This window comes from Mycolicibacterium sp. 624 (genome assembly GCF_040548615.1).
Classification (GTDB): Bacteria; Actinomycetota; Actinomycetes; order Mycobacteriales; family Mycobacteriaceae; genus Mycobacterium.
Map to the genome: position 1 here is coordinate 81,569 of NZ_JBEPRZ010000006.1, position 18,902 is coordinate 100,470.

Genomic DNA, 18,902 nt, shown 5'->3' on the forward strand with positions numbered 1-18,902 from the left:
AGGAAACCATCTAGAGCAGGCCAGCCTTCGTCATCAGGTCGGTGACCTTCTTCGAGTCGAGGTTCGACGGGTTCACCGCAGGCGCCTGAAGATCGGCGAGCGGGACCAGCGCGGGGTTGGCGGGGACGCCGCTGGCCACCGGGTACTCGAACGAGGTGCCCTTCTCCAGAACCTCCTGGCCCGCCTTGCTGGTGATGAAGGTCAGGAACTTCTGCGCGTCATCCTTCTTCTTGCTCGAGTCCAGGATGCCGCCGCCCGAGATTGAGACGAATGCGCCCGGATCCTCGTTGCGGAAGTAGTGCAGGGCGGTGTTGTTGCTGATCTCCTTGGTCTTCGCCTGATCGCGGAACCAGTAGTAGTGGTAGATCACGCCACCGTCGACCTGACCGTCGTTCACGGCGCGCAGCGTCGCGATGTTGTCGGAGAAGATCTCGGCATTCGTCTTCATACCGGCCAGCCACGCCGAGGTGGCCGGCTCACCGGTCAGTTCCAGCATCGCCGCGACGATGGCCTGGAAGTCGGGCTTGACGGGCGGCGCGCCCCAGCGCCCCTTCCACTCCGGCTTCTCGAGATCCATGATCGAGCGGGGCAGCTGGTCCTCGGTCAGCTTGGACTTGTTGTAGGCGAACACCGTTGTCCGTGCGGCGACACCGGTCCACTTGTTGGTGGACGGACGGTACTGCTCCGGCACCTGCGCGATGGTTGCCTGGTCGATGTCGGTGAAGAGACCTGCGTCCTCGACAGCCGCCATGGCCGGTGAGTTCTCGGTGAGGAACACGTCGGCGGGTGACGATGATCCCTCGGCGATCAACTGGTTCCCGAGCTCGGTGTCACCACCCTGGCGGTAGGTGACCTTGATCCCGGTCTCCTTGGTGAATGCGTCGATCCACTCCTTGGTCAGCGACTCGTGCTGCGCGTTGTAGATCAGCAGCCCGTCGGCCTCCTCGGAGGACGAGGAGCAGGCGGTGAGGCCGGCTGCCAGCGCCACAGAGGACAGAAGTGCGGCCATTCGAGTCCAGCGGGATGCCATCGACGGGTCCTTTCGCGACTGAGGATTGCCTAGCCAACATACTCGCCAAGCATCGCGGTCAGGGCGGCGACGGTGACATGCGGGTTCACATGTTGCGCGCCCCGCTTACGCCGTCCTCCCAAGGACCCGCCAGGTGCCGGCGGGCACTTCGAGTTCGGGACGCCGCTCGTGGTCACGCAGGTGCACCAGCCGCGTCGGGCCGTGGAGGTCGACATAGAGGTCACCGTCGGCAGCGATGATCTTGTCGAACGCATGATCACTGTCGAGCATGTGGTGCGGACCCGACGCGCTGCCGCCGACGATGCAACTGGTGACTTGTTCGGTGGCGCCGGCCGGTGCCGACCTCACCGGAAGCAGCAGGACGTCTCCGTGACGGATGGGCGAGTGCATCGACGAATCTCCTCGGGGTGTGGTGCTGGAACGCGACGACGGTCCGACGTGCAACATAGCGCGAGGGTGTGACAGGTCGGACAGTGAAATCGGTTGTGCCGGTTAATCGGTCGGAGCTATCGCCGGCCGGGGCTGTGCTCGGGAAATCCGAAACCCGGTTTTGGGAGCGTGGATCGGCGCTACGTTGGCTGTCGGTACGGGGAATCCACTCGAGACACATGCAAGGGAACACAATGAAGACGATCAATTCATCCGTGCGCCGGGGAGTCGCCGGCGTGCTGGCCACTTGTGCCCTCGGTGTGGTCACCGGTGCTGTCGCGATGCCTGCGGCCAGCGCGGCACCGTGCTCGGCCAGTGGCTTCGCCAACACCGCCAGCGGGGTGCTCGGAGCGGCGGGCGGCTACCTGGATGCGCATCCAGGGGCCAACGATGTCCTCACCGCCGCAGCCAGCCAGCCGGCCGGGGAGGCGGAGACCTCGGTGCGGGCCTACTTCACCGCACACCCGAACGAGTACTTCGACCTCCAGGGGATCGTCGCCCCGCTCAAGGATCTGCGCGGGCAGTGCGGCGTCTCGGTCACGCCGAGTCAGTTGGCACTGCTGTTGGACGGGATCTGAGAGCCGCGCGATTAGAAGCCGGGAATGCCGCTGAGCCCGGACAGGCCGGGCAGGTTCATCTGAGCCGCCTGGCCCAACCAGTCGCCGTTGGCGATCGAGGCCATCATCTGGGGGCAGTACATCGAGATCGCGATGCTGGTGAACAGGCTCGACATACCGGGTGAGACGCCGTTGGTGCCGCCCATCTGGGAGGCGATGGACGCGAAGTCGCCGCCCGGTTTGACGAGCATGGGGCAGATCGATTGAGCCATGCTGACCGCCGTGCCGGGATCGCCGTATGACACGCCGGAGTCTTTGAGCGCGGCCAGGAATCTGTCACTGACCACATCGGCGTTGGCCGGAGGCGGGGCGACGGCTGCGACCGCAACGATGCCGACCGAGAGTGCCACCGCCGCGGTGGCTCGTGCGGAAACGTCCAGTAAGACCGGAATCACGTTCATGGGTCCTACTCCCTTGTTTGAATCACGAATTGAAATCACTGCCGTAACTTCTGGAACACTGCTGTACTTCTGTAACATTTGGAACACGACGCGGACACGATTTGCACGCTATGCGTTTCGTGAGCGGAGCCTGACTGTCCTCATGTGAAGATGCATCGCCTCCGAGGCGGGTCCATATCGACGTTCGTGGGGTGACGCGCTCTCGAATTAATTCGATATGCCGCAAGGACATTCGTCACTAGGCTGTCTCGGATGGATGTGCATCGTGCGCGCGCCCTTGGCGCTGGCGTCGCACCGCCGGAGCGGATCGACCTCGGCGACATCGTGCTGCGCCGCTGGCAGCCCGGCGATCTGGCGGCTCGGTTCGAGGCCATCACGAAGTCCTACTCGGCCATCCATCCGTGGATGGAATGGCTCGCCGAGCCGGCCACGCTGGAGCAGCAACGCGCGTTCGGCGCGACAGTGGCTGTGAGCTGGCCTGCTGCTGACGGAGGCTGCCACTACGGAATCTTCGATGGTTATGGTGCCGTGGTCGGGGCGGTCGGTCTGCACGACGATGTGGGAGCGCCGGCGTTGGCGATCGGCTACTGGTGTCACATCGACTACACGGGGCGCGGGTTCATCACTCGCTCGGCCTCGAGTCTTACCGACATAGCGCTCTCGCTGCCGGGCGTCGAGCGGGTGGAGATCCATTGCGACGAGGCGAACCTTCGCAGCGCCGCGGTGGCACGCCGGCTTGGCTACCGCCTTGACCGTGTTGAACCGCGGCCGGTGCGCGCCCCGGCCGAGTCCGGCCGGCGAATGGTGTGGATCAAGGACTCGAGCCGCGCCTGATGTGTGCGGCAGGCCTTGGGTACCTTGCCTTCTCCTACGTCTAGACCGCCATGTACCCCCAGGGGGTACTTGCGCGCCGGGATCGGGCGTTGTAGCGTGGGTCCGGCAAGATACCCCCCGGGAGTATATTGACCAAGAGGGAGAACAGATGACGACATCGACGACGGACTGGCGCCGACGCACGGTGACTGCCTCTTCACGCTCGTGTGGCACGTCCGCGAAGGACACTTTGGCGATACCGACCTAGCCGGCCTCGGGGTGGTATCACGGCACATCCAGCAAGCACTTCCCCTTCGATTGGCGGCCCGATTCCGATCGGCCGACCGCCGATGAGGTGCGGGAGGAACTGGGCGCGTCAAAGCAGTGCCAATGCGACCACTGAGGTCTCGCACCACCCCCAGCGATGGGGTGAGCCCGGGAGGGGACGTCATCGGCAGGCCATGGAGTCGGCCGATGACGTCCACACCGGCCCCTCACCACCGTTGACCCACCACGGCTCAGCGTCGCGAAAGAAAGGGATCCGTCATGCCGAACTCGACTGACCTGTCAGATCGTTTCGACCGCGATGTGATCCCACTGCTCGACCAGCTCTATCGCGCTGCGATGCGGATGACCGGCAACCGTGCCGACGCGGAGGACCTACTCCAGGACGCAATGCTCCGCGCCTATAAGGGATTTGGGTCCTTCACGCAGGGCACAAATCTCAAGGCGTGGTTGTACCGCATCCTTACCACTACCCACATCAACAGGCACCGTAGCCGGCAGCGTCGACCAGCGGAGTGGCTTACCGACCAGCCTGCAGACTGGCAGCTCAGGCCGCAGCAGCCCATGCTGCCCGGGCTGCGTTCGGCGGAGGTTCAGGCCCTGGAGGCGCTACCCGACGAACGCATCGTCGCGGCACTACAGCAATTGCCGCTGGCCGCTCGGATGGCGGTCTACTACGCCGACGTCGAGGGTCTGCGGTACGCGGAGATCGCCCAGATCATGGACACTCCGGTCGGAACAGTGATGTCACGGCTGCATCGCGGCAGACAGAGACTTCGGGTATCGCTGGCCGAGGTCGCACGTGAACGCGGGTTGACAGAACGTGTTCCGCTCACTGGGCGACCCCTCGTCCTTGAGTCGAATGATCAATAGAGTCAACGCCGTCCACGTGTGGAAGAAGGCTGATGACGACATAGGTCCCCGCAGACACCGAGCTGCACGAGTCCGTCGACCTACTGGTGATCGGATCGGGCACTGGGATGGCGGCCGCGCTCGCGGCCAGCGAACTCGGAATGTCCTCGCTCATCATCGAGAAGACGCACCACGTTGGTGGCTCGACCGCGCGGTCAGGCGGAGCGTTCTGGATTCCGGCCAACACTATCCTCAGGCGCTCGCCACACGATGCCGCGGAACGACAGGGTATGGCGTAGGGGGCCCATCTGTGGATGAAGTCGCGTCTGGGGATAACCGCTAGCGCGGACGCCTGTTCTGTCGGGCTCGACGATGACTGTGGTCGTCATGACGCAATCACGGACCCGCGCCCAGATCGGGGCGCTCGGTGAACAACTGGTAGTCGATCACCTGTGTGCGCTGGGCTGGCGGGTGCTCGAGCGCAATTGGCGGTGCCGGTACGGCGAACTCGACGTCATAGCCTTCGATCCCGGGCCCGCCGCGCTGGTGTTCATTGAGGTCAAGACGCGCACCAGTGATCAGTTCGGTGGCGTCGCGCAGGCCGTATCGCCCGACAAGGTGCGCCGTTTGCGCAGGCTCGCCGGGTTGTGGCTCGCTGGCCAAACGCGGAGTTGGTCTCAGATTCGGATTGACGTGCTTGGGGTGCGCATCACCCCAGGGGGCGCCCCGGAGATATCGCACGTGCTGGGGGTGGGGTGATGGCGCTGGGTCGGGCGTTCGCGGTGGCGGTGTGTGGGCTGGAGGGCCACCTCGTCGAGATCGAGGCCGACATCACCTCGGGATTGCCCGGGGTGCACTTGGTGGGACTGCCCGACACCGCGCTGCAGGAGTCCCGGGACCGGGTGCGTGCCGCCGTCACCAACTGCGGGAACACGTGGCCGATGGCACGCCTCACGCTGGCGTTGTCACCGGCCACGCTGCGCAAGGTCGGATCGGTCTACGACGTCGCACTGGCGCTGGCCGTGCTGTCCGCGGATCGCAAGAAGTCGTGGTCGCGGTTGGAGAAGACGGTGCTACTGGGGGAATTGGCGCTCGATGGACGAGTTCGTCCGGTCAATGGCGTGCTGCCCGCGGTGCTTGCGGCCAAACGCGAGGGCATCCCGACGGTGGTGGTGCCGCGCGCCAACCTCGCCGAGGCCAGCCTGGTCGATGGCATCGATGTTCTCGGCGCAGGCACGCTCGGGCAGCTGCAGGCCTGGGTCGAGGGCAAGGGCACACTCGACGAGCCGAGCGCCGCGCCGCCGACCGCGCTGGGCGTCGCTGCCGATCTCTCCGACGTCGTGGGGCAGGCCCATGCCCGCTACGCCGTCGAGGTCGCTGCGGCGGGCGCGCACCACCTGATGCTGACCGGACCGCCGGGTATCGGCAAGACGATGCTGGCACAACGGCTTCCGGGTCTCCTGCCGCCGCTGACGCACGACGAGTCCCTGGAGGTGACGGCCATTCACTCGGTGGCCGGCCTGCTGTCGGGTAGCGCGCCGCTGATCACCCAGCCGCCGTTCGTCGCCCCGCACCACACCTCGACGGTCGCTGCGATGGTCGGCGGCGGTTCGGGACTGGCTCGACCGGGCGCGGTCAGCCGCGCCCACCGGGGTGTCCTGTTCCTCGACGAGTGCGCCGAGATCGGTGTCAGCGTGCTTGAGGCACTGCGAACGCCGTTGGAGGACGGGGAGATCCGGTTGGCGCGGCGTGACGGCGTGGCCAGGTATCCGGCGCGATTCCAGCTGATCCTGGCGGCCAACCCCTGTCCGTGCGCACCCCCTGATCCGCGGGACTGCATGTGTACGGGCTTGGTCAAGCGTCGCTATCTGGGCAAGTTATCGGGTCCGCTGCTCGACCGCGTCGACCTGCGTGTGCAGTTGCATCCGATTCGATCCAGTGCCTTCGCCGCAGGCGAGGGGGAGGCCACGGCCGCGGTGCGTGACCGTGTCGCGGCCGCCCGAGACGCCGCGGCCGCGCGCTGGGCTCCGCATGGCATCCGAACCAACGCTGAGGTCAGTGGTTCGCTGCTGCGGAGGCGGTTTCGCCCCGCGCCCGCGGCGATGCAGCCGTTGCGGTCCGCCCTTGATCGTGGATCGTTGAGCATTCGGGGCGTGGACCGGACGTTGCGCGTCGCGTGGACGCTGTCGGACCTCGCCGGGCGGACCTCACCGGGCCTGGGCGAGGTCACCGCCGCGTTGAGTTTCCGTGGGGCAGGTGCCTGATGGACGAACAGGAGTGTCGTGCGTGGGCCTACCTGTCCCGAGTCGCCGAACCGCCGTGCGCCCAACTGGCGTCGTTTGTCGCCGAGGTGGGTGCGGTAGAGGCGGCCGAGCGGGTGCGACGTGGTGCGGTGGGCGCCGATCTGTTGGTGCTGACCGAGGCGCGTCGTGAGATCGACTGCGCTGTTGAGGATCTGGCTGTTCTGGATCGGCTCGGTGGCCGGCTGCTGACACCCGACTGTCAGGACTGGCCGCTCCTGGCGTTCGCAGGTCTGCGCCGTGCGCCGGGTCGGCCGAAGCAGCAGAGCCAACCACCGCTGGTGTTGTGGGTGAACGGGCCCGAGCGGCTCAGTGACGTCGCTGAACGCGCCTGCTCGATCGTCGGAACACGGGCTGCCACCACCTACGGCGAATTCGTCGCCGGAGACCTCGCGACCGGGCTCGTCGAACGCGATGTCGCGGTGGTCTCCGGGGGCGCCTACGGCATCGACGGCGTCGCGCACCGTGCGGCGCTGGCCGCCGAGGGCAGCACTGTCGCGGTCCTGGCCGGCGGTATCGACGTGCCCTACCCCGCGGGCCACACTGCACTGCTGCGACGCGTGGCCGAGCAGGGCGCGGTGGTCAGCGAGTACCCGCCGGGAGTTCGGCCTGCGCGATACCGGTTCCTCACTCGCAACCGCCTGGTCGCCGCGCTGTCCGGGGCGACGGTGGTGGTCGAAGCCGGTCTGCGCAGCGGTGCGGCCAACACCGCGGCGTGGGCCGCCTCGATAGGCCGACCGGTGTGCGCGGTACCGGGGCCGGTCACGTCATCGGCCTCGGCGGGTTGTCATGTGCTGCTGCGTGGCGGCGCGCAGCTTGTCACCCGAGCCGCGGAGGTCGTCGAACTGGTCGGCAGCATCGGTGAGCTCGCGCCGGAACTCGATCGTCCTGCCACCCCGCTGGACGATCTGGACGATGTCGAGCGGAGGGTGTACGAGGCGCTTCCCTCCCGTGGCGCGCGAACCGCCGACCAGATCGCCGTGGCATCGGGCATCCCGGCTCAGCAGCTGTTCGGCCCGTTGACGGTGCTGGAGCTGGCGGGTCTGGTGATCCGGCAGGAGGGCCGCTGGAAGATCGCGCCACGGTAGACCGCCACGTCTGGTGGGCCGCTCGTATAGTCCAAGGCGTGGCTGGACGACCGATTCATACATTCGAAGTGATCCGCAGCGAGCAGCTGACCCCGCACATGATCCGGCTGGTGCTGGGTGGTGACGGCTTCGACACCTTCGTACCCAGTGAGTTCACCGATTCCTACGTGAAATTGGTGATCGTGCGCGACGGTGTCGACGTCAGCGAGCTGCCCACGCCACTCACGCTGGACAGCTTTAACGAACTGCCCGAGGAGCGCCGGCCCGTCGTGCGGACCTACACCGTCCGCAGGGCCGACGCCGACAAGCGCGAGATCGCGATCGACTTCGTCGTCCACGGCGAGCAGGGTGTCGCCGGTCCGTGGGCGGCCTCAGCGAAACCCGGCCAACCCGCATACCTGATGGGCCCCAGCGGCGCCTACGCACCGGATCCGGAAGCCGACTGGTACCTCTTGGCCGGTGACGAGGCGGGATTGCCCGCGCTGAGTGCGGCGCTGGAAGCGTTGCCACGCAATGCCGTTGGACAGGCGTTCATCGAGGTGAGCGGCCCTGACGACGAGGTGCCGTTGGCAGCGCCCGATGGTGTCGAGGTGCGCTGGATCTACCGAGGCGGTCGTGCCGACCTGGTGTCCGATGACAGCGCGGGCGACAACGCGCCGCTCGTCGCCGCGGTCACGGAGGCCTCGTGGCTGCCGGGCCGGGTGAGTGTGTTCATCCACGGCGAGGCGCAGGCCGTCATGCACAACCTGCGGCACTACATCCGCAAGGAGCGTGGCGTTGATGCGAAGTCGGCGTCCATCTCGGGCTACTGGCGTCGTGGCCGCACCGAGGAGACGTTCCGTCAGTGGAAGGCCGAACTGGCGAAAGCGGAATCCGGCACCGACGGCTGACCATCAGCTGGCACCCTTAGGTCATGGCGTTCGGTGACTATCAGTTAGAGATCTACCTCCAGGGCCTGTCCGGCATCGTGCCCTCACTGCCGATGTCGTTCGAGGATCTGGAGGCCAGGGCGCAGTCGGCGATGTCGCCATCGCTGTGGTCGTATGTCGCAGGCGGCGCGGGGGACGAGCGCACACAGCGCGTCAACGTCACCGCGTTCGAACGCTGGGGGGTGATGCCCCGTATGTTCGTCGGGGCCAAGGAGCGCGACCTCTCCGTGGACTTGTTCGGCCTCACGTTGCCCTCACCGGTGTTCATGGCGCCGATCGGCGTGATCGGGCTGTGCGCTCAGGATGGCCACGGCGACCTGGCGGCGGCACGTGCGGCGGCGCGCACGGGTGTGCCGATGGTGGTGTCAACACTGACCGAGGATCCACTCGAGGACATCGCCGCCGAATTCGGTGATACCCCTGGGTTCTTCCAGCTCTACACGCCCACGGACCGCGACATGGCGGCGAGCCTGGTGTCACGTGCAGAGGCCGCCGGGTACAAGGGCATCGTCGTCACGCTCGACACATGGGTCCCGGGTTGGCGGCCACGCGATCTGTCCACGTCGAACTTCCCGCAGCTCCGCGGCAAATGCCTGTCGAACTACACCAGCGATCCGGTCTTCCGCGCCGCGCTGGCGCAGTCGCCGGAGGAGAACCCGCAAGCCACGGTGCTGCAGTGGGTGTCGTGGTTCGGTAATTCACTGTCCTGGGACGACCTGCCGTGGTTGCGATCCCTGACCACATTGCCTCTGCTGGTGAAGGGCATCTGTCATCCGGATGACGCACGCCGCGCCATCGACGGTGGCGTCGATGGCATCTACTGCTCCAATCACGGTGGCAGACAGGCCAATGGGGGACTGCCCGCGATTGACTGCCTGCCCGGTGTTGTCGAGGCCGCCAACGGTGTGCCGGTGCTGTTCGACTCGGGCGTCCGCAGCGGCGCCGACATCGTCAAGGCCTTGGCCCTCGGTGCGACAGCCGTGGGCATCGGGCGGCCCTACGCCTACGGCATGGCGTTGGCCGGAACCGACGGTGTCGTGCACGTGCTGCGGTCTCTGCTCGCCGAGGCGGACCTCATCATGGGCATCGACGGCTACCGCTCGCTCGCCGACCTGACACCGGATGTGTTGCGGCCCGTCACCTAGTTGACCGGCTGGGGATTGATCACTTACCGTTACCGAGTCGAAAAAGGCACGGTCGGTTGAAAAGGTAAGCCCGGCCACTTCCCTCCGGAAGCTCTGTTCCGCAGCAGACGCGAGAACCCACGACACGTTTCCTAGCGCGCCTGCTAGGGGTCACGTGTCGCGCGGGTACGGAGTCCGCGCTCCATGGTGATCACCGATTCCTTGGAGCGACACCATGATTCTCAATCATCTCGACCTCTATGTTCCCGATGTCACTGCGACACGCACATTCTTCGAGCGGCACTTCGGTTTCCGCCATCAGGTGACGCGTGGCGCCGACCGACTCGCTGTGCTCTATGACGATGCCGGCCTTGAGATGGTGATCAGCCAGCCCATTCCCAAACTGGGCGGTGCGGATCAGGTCGGCTTAGGGGCGACCACCTACCACATTGGGTTTCGGCTGCCGTCGACGAAGGACGTCGATACCGTGTTTCTCGGTCTGCAGGCTGGCGAGGAGCAGCAGATTGACCCGCCGAGGAAGATGCGCGGGCGCTATCTGTTCTATTGCCTGGCACCCGGCAACATTCTGGTCGAGGTATCAGCACCCGGCGACGATGCTTAGGGCGCACCGACACAACGACATTCGACCGGCTAGACGGGGTCGTCGTCTTGGTCGGGGGTTTCCTGGGGTTGTCGCAGCATGCGTTCGGGGTGGTGCAGGTCGTTGACTCTGGTTTGGCCGGTGTCGAGGTGTGGTGGTGGGATCCATTCGGTGCGGCCGTCTTTGCGTTTTCGTGTGGTCCACTCGGTTAGCTCGATGAGGCGGTTGTCGGGTCCGCAGGCCAGGGTGAGGTCGTCGATGTTGGTCTGGCCGCCGTTCTTCCAGTCGGCGACGGCGTGGTGGGCTTGGCATGTGTAGCCCGAGGCTGTGCAGCCGGGTCGGGTGCAGCCCCGGTCGCGGGCGTAGAGCACGATGCGTTGGGCGCCGGTGGCGCAGCGTCGGGTGCGCCCGAGGTAGAGGGCCGCTTCGGTGTGTTGGTCGAACACCGCCAGGTAGTGGAAGGCGTGGGATGCCTGTGCGATGAGATCGCGCATGGGTAGGCGGGTGCCGCCTGCGGTGATGGCGTGCCTGGTCCCGGATTCCAGTTCCTGCAGGGTGGTGGTGACGATGATGGTGGTCGGTAGCCCGTGGTGCTGACCTAGCTGTCCTGTGCACAGCAGGTTGCGGCCCATGGCGAGTAGGGCGTCGTGGTTGCGTTGGTATTGGGTGCGGTCATCGCTGTCGATGGCGGCGTCGGTGGGTTCGCCGTCGATGGTGGGTGTGAGGTCGTTGGGGTTGCACATGCCGGGCTTGCCCCATTTGGCGAGGATTGGTTCGAGGGTGGCGCGCAGTTCGGGGGTGAGGTGTCCGCTGATGCGGCTCAGCCCGTCAGCGCCCTGGTTGCCGATCGAGATGCCGCGGCGGCGGTCGCGTTGGGCGTCGGTGTAGTCCCCGTCGGGGTGTAGCAGCGCGAGCAGCAGAGCAGTGGCACTGCGCAGCCCCTCGGGGCTCTGTTTGGCGGCCACACGCACCAGGTCGGTCTCGGCGTCGGTGCGGGTCTGGGTGTCGATGTGCTCGGGTAGGTCGGCGAAGAACTTGCGGATGATCGCGATGTGTTCGGTGTTGATCTGGCCGCGGGCCTGGGCGGCGGCGGTGCGCTCCAAAACGGGTGGCAGGGGTTGGCCGGTCAGGGTGCGCCGGGGGCCCAGTTCGGCGGCGGTGTCGATGCGCTTGCCGGCCTCGGTGGTGCTGATCCGCAGCCGGAACGCCACCAGCTTTCGCAGTGTGGTGTCGCCGAGTTCGACGGGGTTGGCCTCGGTGGCGAGTCGGTTGAGGATGCGGTGCTCGGCGACTGGTGCGCGGCGGGTGTCGTGTTCGAGGTGATCGAGCAGTTCGAGGAGTTCCGGGTGGGTCAGGGCGTCGAGGTCGAGGGCCGCGACTGTGTCGCGGGCGGCGCGCAGCGCCTGCACGGCGGCGACGGGACCCGATGACATGCCTCGAACATACGTGCGATGACCGACAGGAATCTCAGATTTGTGACACGTGAAACCAAAGGGGCAGAAGAGTTTTCACCAATTCGGCGAGCGTGCGCGAACTCGTATCCGAGACCGGCGTGTCGCCCGCAGACACGCGCGTTCGCGGGTGGGCGGGGTTGGGAAAAGTCTCGAAACCATCACACCCCCGACCGCCTCACGCAGTCCCGGACGAATCTCTGCAACGGTGGTGAGGTGACGACGGTTCAGGTCGAGGCGGTGCTCGAGGAGTTCGACGAGTACCTCGCGCTGCAACGCGGCCGCTCCGAGCACACTCGCCGCGCCTACCTCGGCGATCTCAGGGCGCTGTTCACCTTCGTGCGAGAGCGGACCCCCGACGGCGGGCCTGCGGAACTGACGCTGCCCGTGCTCCGCTCATGGCTCTCGGCGCAGGCCTCCGGCGGCGCGGCGCGTACGACGCTGGCTCGGCGCACCTCGGCGGTCAAGACGTTCACGGCGTGGGCGTCGCGATGCGGCCTGCTCGACACCGACCCGGCGACGCGGCTACAGGTGCCCAAGGCGCATCGGACACTGCCCGCGGTGCTGCGCCAGGATCAGGCGCTTGACGCCATGGAAGCCGCGACGTCAGGCGCCCAGCAGGGCGACCCGCTCGCGCTGCGCGACCGTCTCATCGTGGAGATGCTGTACGCCACCGGAATTCGTGTCAGCGAACTGTGCGGTCTCGACGTCGATGACGTCGACTCGTCGCGGCGGCTGCTTCGGGTGCTGGGCAAGGGCAACAAACAACGCACCGTGCCATTCGGTGAGCCAGCCGGAAGAGCCTTGGCGGCATGGCTTTCCGACGGCAGGCCCGCGCTGGCCACCCCGACGTCCGGCCCAGCCCTACTGCTCGGCGCCCGCGGTGGGCGTATCGACCCGCGTCAGGCGCGCACCGTCGTGCACCAGACGATGGCTGCGGTCACCGGCGCGCCCGATATCGGCCCCCACGGGCTGCGACACAGTGCGGCAACCCATCTGCTCGAGGGCGGTGCCGACCTGCGCGTCGTCCAGGAACTCCTGGGCCACTCGTCGCTGGCCACCACCCAGCTGTACACACACGTCACCGTCGCCCGGCTGCGCGCCGTGCACGACCAGGCGCATCCACGCGCCTGATCGCGCAGCAGCGCTCAATTCCGCAACAGTGCAATGACCTTCGCGAGATCGGGCAGCGCCGACGCGCGTCCGGGCAGTTCGTCGAACACCGTCCAGTAGCTGATCCCGAACCGCCGCTGCCGGTCGACGAGTGCCTGCGCCATCTGCTCGTGTGTGCCAATCAGGACGAACGGCGACTCAAGCAGCAGCTCGGGCGTGGTGCCATCAACCGTGGCGGCCAGCTCCGCCGCGGCAGCGGCGGGATTGTCGGTGGGCACGACGAACTGGATCAGGGCATTCAGTTCGATGGTGTCGAAGCGGGACCCTGCCGCCTCCCGCACGACCGCGATGCGGTCCTCGACGCCCACGGGGTCGAAGTGGGTGAGCCGCACACGCGTGGCGTCGTGATTGTGCGTGATGCCCGCGAGCCCGGCGATGTCGGCGATCCGCCCCGCGAGCGCAAGTACGCGGGTCCCGTTGCCGCCGATCAGGATCGGGACCCTTGTGGGTGGGGCGGCGACCAGGGCGCCGCCCGGTGCGTGCACCCGGTAGTGCGTGCCGTCGACGTCAACGGCCTCGCCGTCGAGCAGTGAGCGGATCACCGTGACCGACTCCTGGAGGCGGGCCACCCGGATGCCGCCCCCGTCGAACGGCAGGCCTGCGGCGTCGTACTCCGACCGCATGTGACCCGCGCCGAGGCCGAGCTCGAAGCGGCCGCCGGAGACCGCCGCAAGAGTGGCCGCCTCCCGTGCCACGTCGACGGGATGGTGGAAGTCGTTGTTGAGCACCAGGGTCCCGGTGTGCAGGGTCGTGGTCGCCATGGCCGCGGCGGTGGCACCGACGAACGGTGACAGCGTGGGAACGAGATGATCGGCGAACGTCATGACGTCGAAACCGGCCGCTTCCACCGACACGGCGAAGTCGCCGAACTCGCGACCGCGGGGCAGCGCCGTGGTCAACCCGAAGCGCATCGGGCGGGAGGTGTGCGACTGCGATGCCGAGACCATGTCTCGACGGTAGGCCCGCGTAGGATCACGGGGGAGCAGAGGAGCCCTCTATCAGCGTCATTCGGTCCACAATCGATATGTCCTGGGGTTCGGTTTCGGCCCTTGAATGGTCATCCGGGAGTCCGCAGGCGCCGGCGGTCATGCTTTTGCACGGTGGTGGAGTTGACAACGCGTCACTGTCATGGGGTGGCGTAGGACCACGGCTCGCGGCCGCCGGCTACCGCGTCATTGCCCCCGATCATCCGGGCTTCGGTGAGAGCGCCTCCGCGCCATGGCAGGTCACCCAGGAGCGACTCGTCGGCTACGTCGGGGAGCTGGCCGATGCGCTGGCGCTGGACTCCTACGTGCTCGGCGGCCTCTCGCTGGGCGGCGGTATGACCATCGGCCACGTACTGGACCGGCCAGACCGGGTCGCCGGCGCGATGCTGCTCGGCAGTTACGGGATCATGCCGAGGTTGTCCGATGGACCGATGTCGCTGCCGCGACAGACGCTGACCTGGGCGATGCTGCGCACCGGACTGCTCGGTGCGACAACGCAATGGATGGCGCGCAGCCCGCGGGCCATGGCGTGGAGCATGGCGGCGCTCATCGGTGACCCCGCGCAACGAACCGACGCGCTGATGGCGGAGGTCGCGTCGGCGGCCGCACGCGGTGACGGTTTCGCCGCGTTCGCGAGCTGGCAGCGAGACCAGGTGCGATGGAATCGACTCGCGACCGACTACACCGCGCAATTGCGGTCCTTCACATCCCCAGCCCTGATCATCCACGGCAGCTGCGACCCAGGCGTGCCGGTCGCCCACGCGGTACAGGCGGCGTCGCTGATCCCCGACGCGGAACTCAAGGTCGTCGCAGGCGCCCGCCATTGGGTGCAGCGGGACCAACCCGATGTCGTCGTCGATGCGATGCTCGGCTTCCTCGGGCGACTAGGGGTGTAGGGGTTTCAAGCGAACCCGCGCCGAGGCGAGTAGCCCCAGCGGATTGAGGTAGTCCGCCCGCGACGCCGGGCCCCACATCGCGCCCCAGTGCAGACACGCCGCTGTCGGGCAGCCCGCGTGACCGGCGATCAACTCGCCGAGCGAGGTGCCTGCAGTGACCAGCGTGCCGGGTCGCACCAACGCGCGCACCGGCTCATAACTGGTCCGCAGCCCGCCGGGGTGTGCGATCGACACCACCGGTCGACCGGCGAGTTCTCCCGCGAACACCACAGTCCCGGGGCCGGCGGCGTGGACGATCTGACCGGCGGATCCGGCGAGGTCCACACCACGGTGGCCCCGCGTCCAGTTGGGCGACGGCGCGTCGAACTCACGGACCACCGCAGGCCGGGGCCACAGCGGCCACTCCAACCGTCCGTTGGCCGCCCATGCCGGGGTCGCGCACACCAGGCAGAGCAGCCAGCACAGGGCTAGTATTCGCATAGTCCCAGTTCAATGGGTCCAGGCAGCGGTGCCAAGGGCCGAAACCGCCCGCTGTGGACGAATTCGCCACTGTGGATATCGGCGTGGCAAAAGCATGCACGTCAACGGTGTAAACTCAGTCCCGCAATCCGCAATTGTGGATTGACTTCGCGCGCCTGTACCGCAGCCCCGTAGTTCCAGGGTTCGCATTCGCACGCCGGGCGGTCCCGCCTCGAACGATTCGAGACGGGTCCGGCTTGCAACAGGCGCCAGGGTCCGGCGTCACCCCGACTCCGGACGACAACCGACAATGAAAGCTGGACTAGACATGGCCGTAGTGACCATGAAGCAGCTGCTTGATAGCGGCGCACACTTCGGGCACCAGACCCGTCGCTGGAATCCCAAGATGAAGCGGTTCATCTTCACCGACCGCAACGGCATCTACATCATCGACTTGCAGCAGACGCTGACCTTCATCGATCAGGCGTACGAGTTCGTCAAGGAGACTGTCGCCCACGGTGGCAGCATCATGTTCGTCGGCACCAAGAAGCAGGCGCAGGAGTCGATCGCTGACGAGGCGACCCGCGTCGGCATGCCCTACGTGAACCAGCGCTGGCTGGGCGGCATGCTCACCAACTTCTCCACCGTGCACAAGCGTCTTCAGCGTATGAAGGAGCTTGAGGCCATGGAGCAGACCGGTGGCTTCGAGGGACGCACCAAGAAGGAAATCTTGATGCTGACCCGCGAGAAGAACAAGCTTGAGCGCAGCCTCGGCGGTATCCGTGACATGGCCAAGGTGCCGTCGGCGATCTGGATCGTCGACACCAACAAGGAGCATCTCGCCGTCGCGGAGGCTCGCAAGCTGAACATCCCGATCATCGCGATCCTGGACACCAACTGCGATCCCGACCTCGTCGACTACCCGATCCCGGGTAACGACGACGCCATTCGCTCCGCTGCACTGCTGACCAAGGTGGTGGCCTCCGCGGTCGCCGAGGGTCTGAAGGCACGGGCTGGCGCGGGCGCCAGCGACAAGTCCGACGCCGCGGTGGTCGAGCCGCTCACCGAGTGGGAGCAGGAGCTGCTCGAGGGCGCTACCGCGAGTGCCCCCGCCGAAGCGGAGGTGGCTGCTGCCCCCGAGGCCGCCGCCCCCGAGGCCGCTGCTGCAGCGACCGAAACCCCGACCGAGCCGACCCCGGAGAGCTGAGAATGGCGAACTACACCGCTGCCGACGTCAAGAAGCTTCGCGACTTGACCGGCGCCGGCATGCTGGACTCGAAGAACGCACTGGTCGAAGCCGATGGTGACTTCGACAAGGCCGTCGAGTTGTTGCGTATCAAGGGCGCCAAGGACGTCGGCAAGCGCGCTGAGCGTGCGACTGCCGAAGGTCTGGTCGTCGCCAAGGACGGCGCGCTGGTCGAGCTCAACTCCGAGACCGACTTCGTCGCCAAGAACGCCGAGTTCCAGGCGCTCGCCGACCTCGTCGTCACCGCCGCAGCCGCGGCGAAGGCGACCGATGTCGAGTCGCTGAAGGCGGCCAAGGCAGGCGACTCGACGGTCGAGCAGGCCGTCGCGGCGCTGAGCGCCAAGATCGGCGAGAAGCTCGAACTGCGCCGTGCCGCGTACTTCGACGGCCAGGTCGAGACGTACCTGCACAAGCGTGCCGCCGACCTGCCGCCCGCGGTGGGCGTGCTCGTCGAGTACACCGGCGATTCCAAGGAGGCCGCACATGCGGTCGCTCTGCAGATCGCCGCGCTGAAGGCCAAGTACCTGACGCGTGACGACGTCCCCGAGGACCTGGTGGCCAACGAGCGCCGCATCGCCGAGGAGACCGCCAAGGAAGAGGGCAAGCCCGAGCAGGCGCTGCCCAAGATCGTGGAGGGTCGCGTCAACGGCTTCTACAAGGACGTCGTGCTGCTCGACCAGCCGTCGGTGTCTGACAACAAGAAGTCCGTCAAGGCACTGCTCGACGAGGCAGGCGTGACCGTGACACGGTTCGTCCGCTTCGAGGTCGGCCAGGCCTAACGACACAAGGCTTGAGCGGCCACCACGCCGCTCTCGAGGAAGCCCCGCGACTCAACCGGTGATCCCGGTTGGCGCGGGGCTTCTACGTTTTCGGGCACCTTGTATCTTCAGATGGGCACGATCACTCCGCTGATGCTGCTTTGCAGGCCCGTCGCATCGGCCCAAACCGACGGAGGTCGTCGATGGTCTCGCAGTCGGTCGATCCCGACGACCTGGTTGCGGTGACCGACGACCTGGTGGCCTACCTCCGCAGCCGGTCCGAGGACATCGGACGTCTGCTGGCCCAGCGGTACCGCGAGGAGATCGTCGAATATCGCTCGCTACCTGAGGGTTTCATCGATCAAGACGTCGCGCCGACGGCGAGACGAAACTTCGAAGAGGTCCTGTCAGGGCTGTCGTCGGGGTATCCCGAGCGGGAAACCCACCTCGATGAGTTCCGTGACAGTGCGATACGCCGCTTTCAGCAGGGCGTTCCTATTCAGGCTCTGCTGCATGCGTACCGGCTTTGGGGACACACAGTATGGGAGGAGGTGCAGAGGGCACCGCAGACCCGAACGAATCCCGAAGCCGCCCTTGTGATCGCGGGCCGCATCATGAAACACGTCGACTTGGTTTCGACCACTGTTGCGCAGGCGTACCTGCAAAAGGCCTCCGGATTCATCCACGACCGGGAGGTGGTGCGGCGCGATCTCATCGAGGCACTCATCGCGGGCAATGCGCCCGAACGCGTCGCCAGTCACGCCCCTGCGTTCAAACTCAACGACGACAACAAGTTCTTCGTGATGCTTCTACGCCCTCGCCCCCAAACTCCAGGTCTGGAGCCGGGCGCGCTGCGCGCGGCGCTCGAGCTGATCGAGAAACAGGTGAAGGGCACGTCGATAGCGGTTCTCCTCGCAGTGGTGCGAGGGGAGGAGATCGTCGCGGTATGTCACTCCGTCCAGGGGATGACCGTGGATCTGCGTCAACACGCCAACACACTCGCGACTCTGCTCAGCGGTTTTCTCGTGGGTGTCGGTCGAACACACGACGGCCTCGCTGGGATTGCTCGGTCGTATGTCGACGCACAGGACGCAATCCTGTCGGCGTTGTCGGTCAGTGACGAACGGGCACGCGCATACATGTTCGCCGACGCCTTGGTGGAACACGTAGTGCGGGCGAGCACATATCGGGACGATCTCCATCGCGAGGCGCTCGCGCCGTTACGCGCCTACGACGAACGTCACCGCACCGAACTGGTGTCCACCTTGCGTTCCTATATCGACGGTGGATTCAACCTGGCTCAAGCGGCGGCCGATCTCAAGGTCCAGCCGAACACCGTCAAGTACCGGTTGCAGCGAATCCAAGGGTTGACCGGCTACAACCCACTCAACCCCAGGGACGTTCTGCTCTTCGCACTGGCGCTCAAGGTGCGTGCCTGACCGCGCCGACGTTGCGAAAGTGGGA

20 protein-coding genes and 2 pseudogenes are annotated in these 18,902 nt (G+C 66.6%); 16 read left to right on the forward strand and 6 right to left on the reverse strand.

Going from position 1 to position 18,902, the window contains the following annotated elements; genetic code table 11:
• Positions 1–10 precede the first annotated feature (10 nt).
• Both ABIA65_RS22735 and ABIA65_RS22740 read right to left on the reverse strand, forming a co-directional pair.
• Positions 11–1,030, reverse strand: coding sequence for an iron ABC transporter substrate-binding protein (locus tag ABIA65_RS22735; RefSeq protein ID WP_241399784.1), 1,020 nt, complete (start codon positions 1,028–1,030; stop codon positions 11–13).
• 105 nt (positions 1,031–1,135) lie between these two features.
• A complete protein-coding gene (locus ABIA65_RS22740) occupies positions 1,136–1,420 on the reverse strand; it encodes a DUF8820 family protein (protein ID WP_241399783.1) in 285 nt (94 codons plus the stop codon).
• Positions 1,421–1,653: 233 nt separating this feature from the next.
• Here ABIA65_RS22740 and ABIA65_RS22745 point away from each other — a divergent pair, with 233 nt between their 5' ends.
• Complete coding sequence (locus ABIA65_RS22745; protein ID WP_241399782.1) at positions 1,654–2,037, forward strand: heme-binding protein; 384 nt, start codon at positions 1,654–1,656, stop codon at positions 2,035–2,037.
• An 11-nt stretch (positions 2,038–2,048) separates the two neighbouring features.
• Here the strand turns inward: ABIA65_RS22745 and ABIA65_RS22750 are convergent, their stop codons facing one another.
• On the reverse strand, positions 2,049–2,477 hold the full coding sequence (locus ABIA65_RS22750; protein WP_241399780.1) for a DUF732 domain-containing protein: 429 nt from the start codon (positions 2,475–2,477) through the stop codon (positions 2,049–2,051).
• A 252-nt stretch (positions 2,478–2,729) separates the two neighbouring features.
• On the opposite strand from ABIA65_RS22750, the gene ABIA65_RS22755 reads away from it, so the two are divergent.
• The 10 genes and pseudogenes from ABIA65_RS22755 (at position 2,730) to ABIA65_RS22800 (ending at position 10,490) form a co-directional block, all read left to right on the forward strand.
• Positions 2,730–3,311 (forward strand): GNAT family N-acetyltransferase, encoded by a 582-nt coding sequence (locus ABIA65_RS22755; protein ID WP_354524974.1) that lies wholly within the window; start codon positions 2,730–2,732, stop codon positions 3,309–3,311.
• Between the two features lie 171 nt (positions 3,312–3,482).
• Positions 3,483–3,581 (forward strand): annotated as a pseudogene (locus ABIA65_RS22760) (DUF1326 domain-containing protein); the annotation flags it as partial.
• Between the two features lie 255 nt (positions 3,582–3,836).
• On the forward strand, positions 3,837–4,448 hold the full coding sequence (locus ABIA65_RS22765) for a sigma-70 family RNA polymerase sigma factor (protein WP_354524975.1): 612 nt from the start codon (positions 3,837–3,839) through the stop codon (positions 4,446–4,448).
• A gap of 62 nt (positions 4,449–4,510) precedes the next feature.
• Positions 4,511–4,711, forward strand: a pseudogene (locus ABIA65_RS22770) (FAD-binding protein); the annotation flags it as partial.
• Between the two features lie 103 nt (positions 4,712–4,814).
• A complete protein-coding gene (locus ABIA65_RS22775; RefSeq protein ID WP_354524976.1) occupies positions 4,815–5,186 on the forward strand; it encodes a YraN family protein in 372 nt (123 codons plus the stop codon).
• On the forward strand, positions 5,186–6,691 hold the full coding sequence (locus ABIA65_RS22780; RefSeq protein ID WP_354524977.1) for a YifB family Mg chelatase-like AAA ATPase: 1,506 nt from the start codon (positions 5,186–5,188) through the stop codon (positions 6,689–6,691). Before ABIA65_RS22775 ends, ABIA65_RS22780 begins: the two co-directional genes overlap by 1 nt.
• Positions 6,691–7,815: a DNA-processing protein DprA gene (gene dprA / locus ABIA65_RS22785; protein ID WP_354524978.1), complete on the forward strand. Its 1,125-nt coding sequence runs from the start codon at positions 6,691–6,693 to the stop codon at positions 7,813–7,815. Before ABIA65_RS22780 ends, dprA begins: the two co-directional genes overlap by 1 nt.
• A gap of 38 nt (positions 7,816–7,853) precedes the next feature.
• Positions 7,854–8,705, forward strand: coding sequence for a siderophore-interacting protein (locus ABIA65_RS22790; RefSeq protein WP_241399766.1), 852 nt, complete (start codon positions 7,854–7,856; stop codon positions 8,703–8,705).
• A 23-nt stretch (positions 8,706–8,728) separates the two neighbouring features.
• Positions 8,729–9,889, forward strand: a complete 1,161-nt coding sequence (locus tag ABIA65_RS22795; protein WP_354524979.1) for a lactate 2-monooxygenase — start codon at positions 8,729–8,731, stop codon at positions 9,887–9,889.
• Between the two features lie 214 nt (positions 9,890–10,103).
• The gene (locus ABIA65_RS22800) at positions 10,104–10,490 is read left to right on the forward strand and encodes a VOC family protein (protein WP_241399763.1); all 387 of its coding nucleotides are present in this window, start codon (positions 10,104–10,106) and stop codon (positions 10,488–10,490) included.
• A gap of 29 nt (positions 10,491–10,519) precedes the next feature.
• Here the strand turns inward: ABIA65_RS22800 and ABIA65_RS22805 are convergent, their stop codons facing one another.
• A complete protein-coding gene (locus ABIA65_RS22805) occupies positions 10,520–11,902 on the reverse strand; it encodes an HNH endonuclease signature motif containing protein (RefSeq protein WP_354524980.1) in 1,383 nt (460 codons plus the stop codon).
• Between the two features lie 234 nt (positions 11,903–12,136).
• Between ABIA65_RS22805 and ABIA65_RS22810 the strand changes: the two genes are divergently transcribed.
• A complete protein-coding gene (locus tag ABIA65_RS22810; RefSeq protein ID WP_241399759.1) occupies positions 12,137–13,054 on the forward strand; it encodes a tyrosine recombinase XerC in 918 nt (305 codons plus the stop codon).
• Positions 13,055–13,068: 14 nt separating this feature from the next.
• Here the strand turns inward: ABIA65_RS22810 and ABIA65_RS22815 are convergent, their stop codons facing one another.
• On the reverse strand, positions 13,069–14,040 hold the full coding sequence (locus ABIA65_RS22815; RefSeq protein ID WP_354524981.1) for a TIGR03621 family F420-dependent LLM class oxidoreductase: 972 nt from the start codon (positions 14,038–14,040) through the stop codon (positions 13,069–13,071).
• A 140-nt stretch (positions 14,041–14,180) separates the two neighbouring features.
• Between ABIA65_RS22815 and ABIA65_RS22820 the strand changes: the two genes are divergently transcribed.
• A complete protein-coding gene (locus ABIA65_RS22820) occupies positions 14,181–14,975 on the forward strand; it encodes an alpha/beta fold hydrolase (RefSeq protein WP_354524982.1) in 795 nt (264 codons plus the stop codon).
• Here the strand turns inward: ABIA65_RS22820 and ABIA65_RS22825 are convergent.
• Complete coding sequence (locus ABIA65_RS22825; RefSeq protein ID WP_354524983.1) at positions 14,964–15,455, reverse strand: M23 family metallopeptidase; 492 nt, start codon at positions 15,453–15,455, stop codon at positions 14,964–14,966. The two genes, ABIA65_RS22820 and ABIA65_RS22825, sit on opposite strands and share 12 nt — an antisense overlap.
• A 307-nt stretch (positions 15,456–15,762) precedes the next feature.
• Between ABIA65_RS22825 and rpsB the strand changes: the two genes are divergently transcribed.
• From rpsB to ABIA65_RS22840, 3 genes are all read left to right on the forward strand, one after another.
• On the forward strand, positions 15,763–16,641 hold the full coding sequence (rpsB, locus tag ABIA65_RS22830; RefSeq protein ID WP_354524984.1) for a 30S ribosomal protein S2: 879 nt from the start codon (positions 15,763–15,765) through the stop codon (positions 16,639–16,641).
• Positions 16,642–16,643: 2 nt separating this feature from the next.
• Positions 16,644–17,459, forward strand: a complete 816-nt coding sequence (gene tsf / locus ABIA65_RS22835) for a translation elongation factor Ts (protein WP_241399751.1) — start codon at positions 16,644–16,646, stop codon at positions 17,457–17,459.
• A 182-nt stretch (positions 17,460–17,641) separates the two neighbouring features.
• Positions 17,642–18,877 carry a PucR family transcriptional regulator gene (locus ABIA65_RS22840; RefSeq protein ID WP_354524985.1) on the forward strand — a complete coding sequence of 412 codons (1,236 nt, stop codon included), beginning with the start codon at positions 17,642–17,644 and terminating at the stop codon, positions 18,875–18,877.
• Positions 18,878–18,902: the final 25 nt, after the last annotated feature.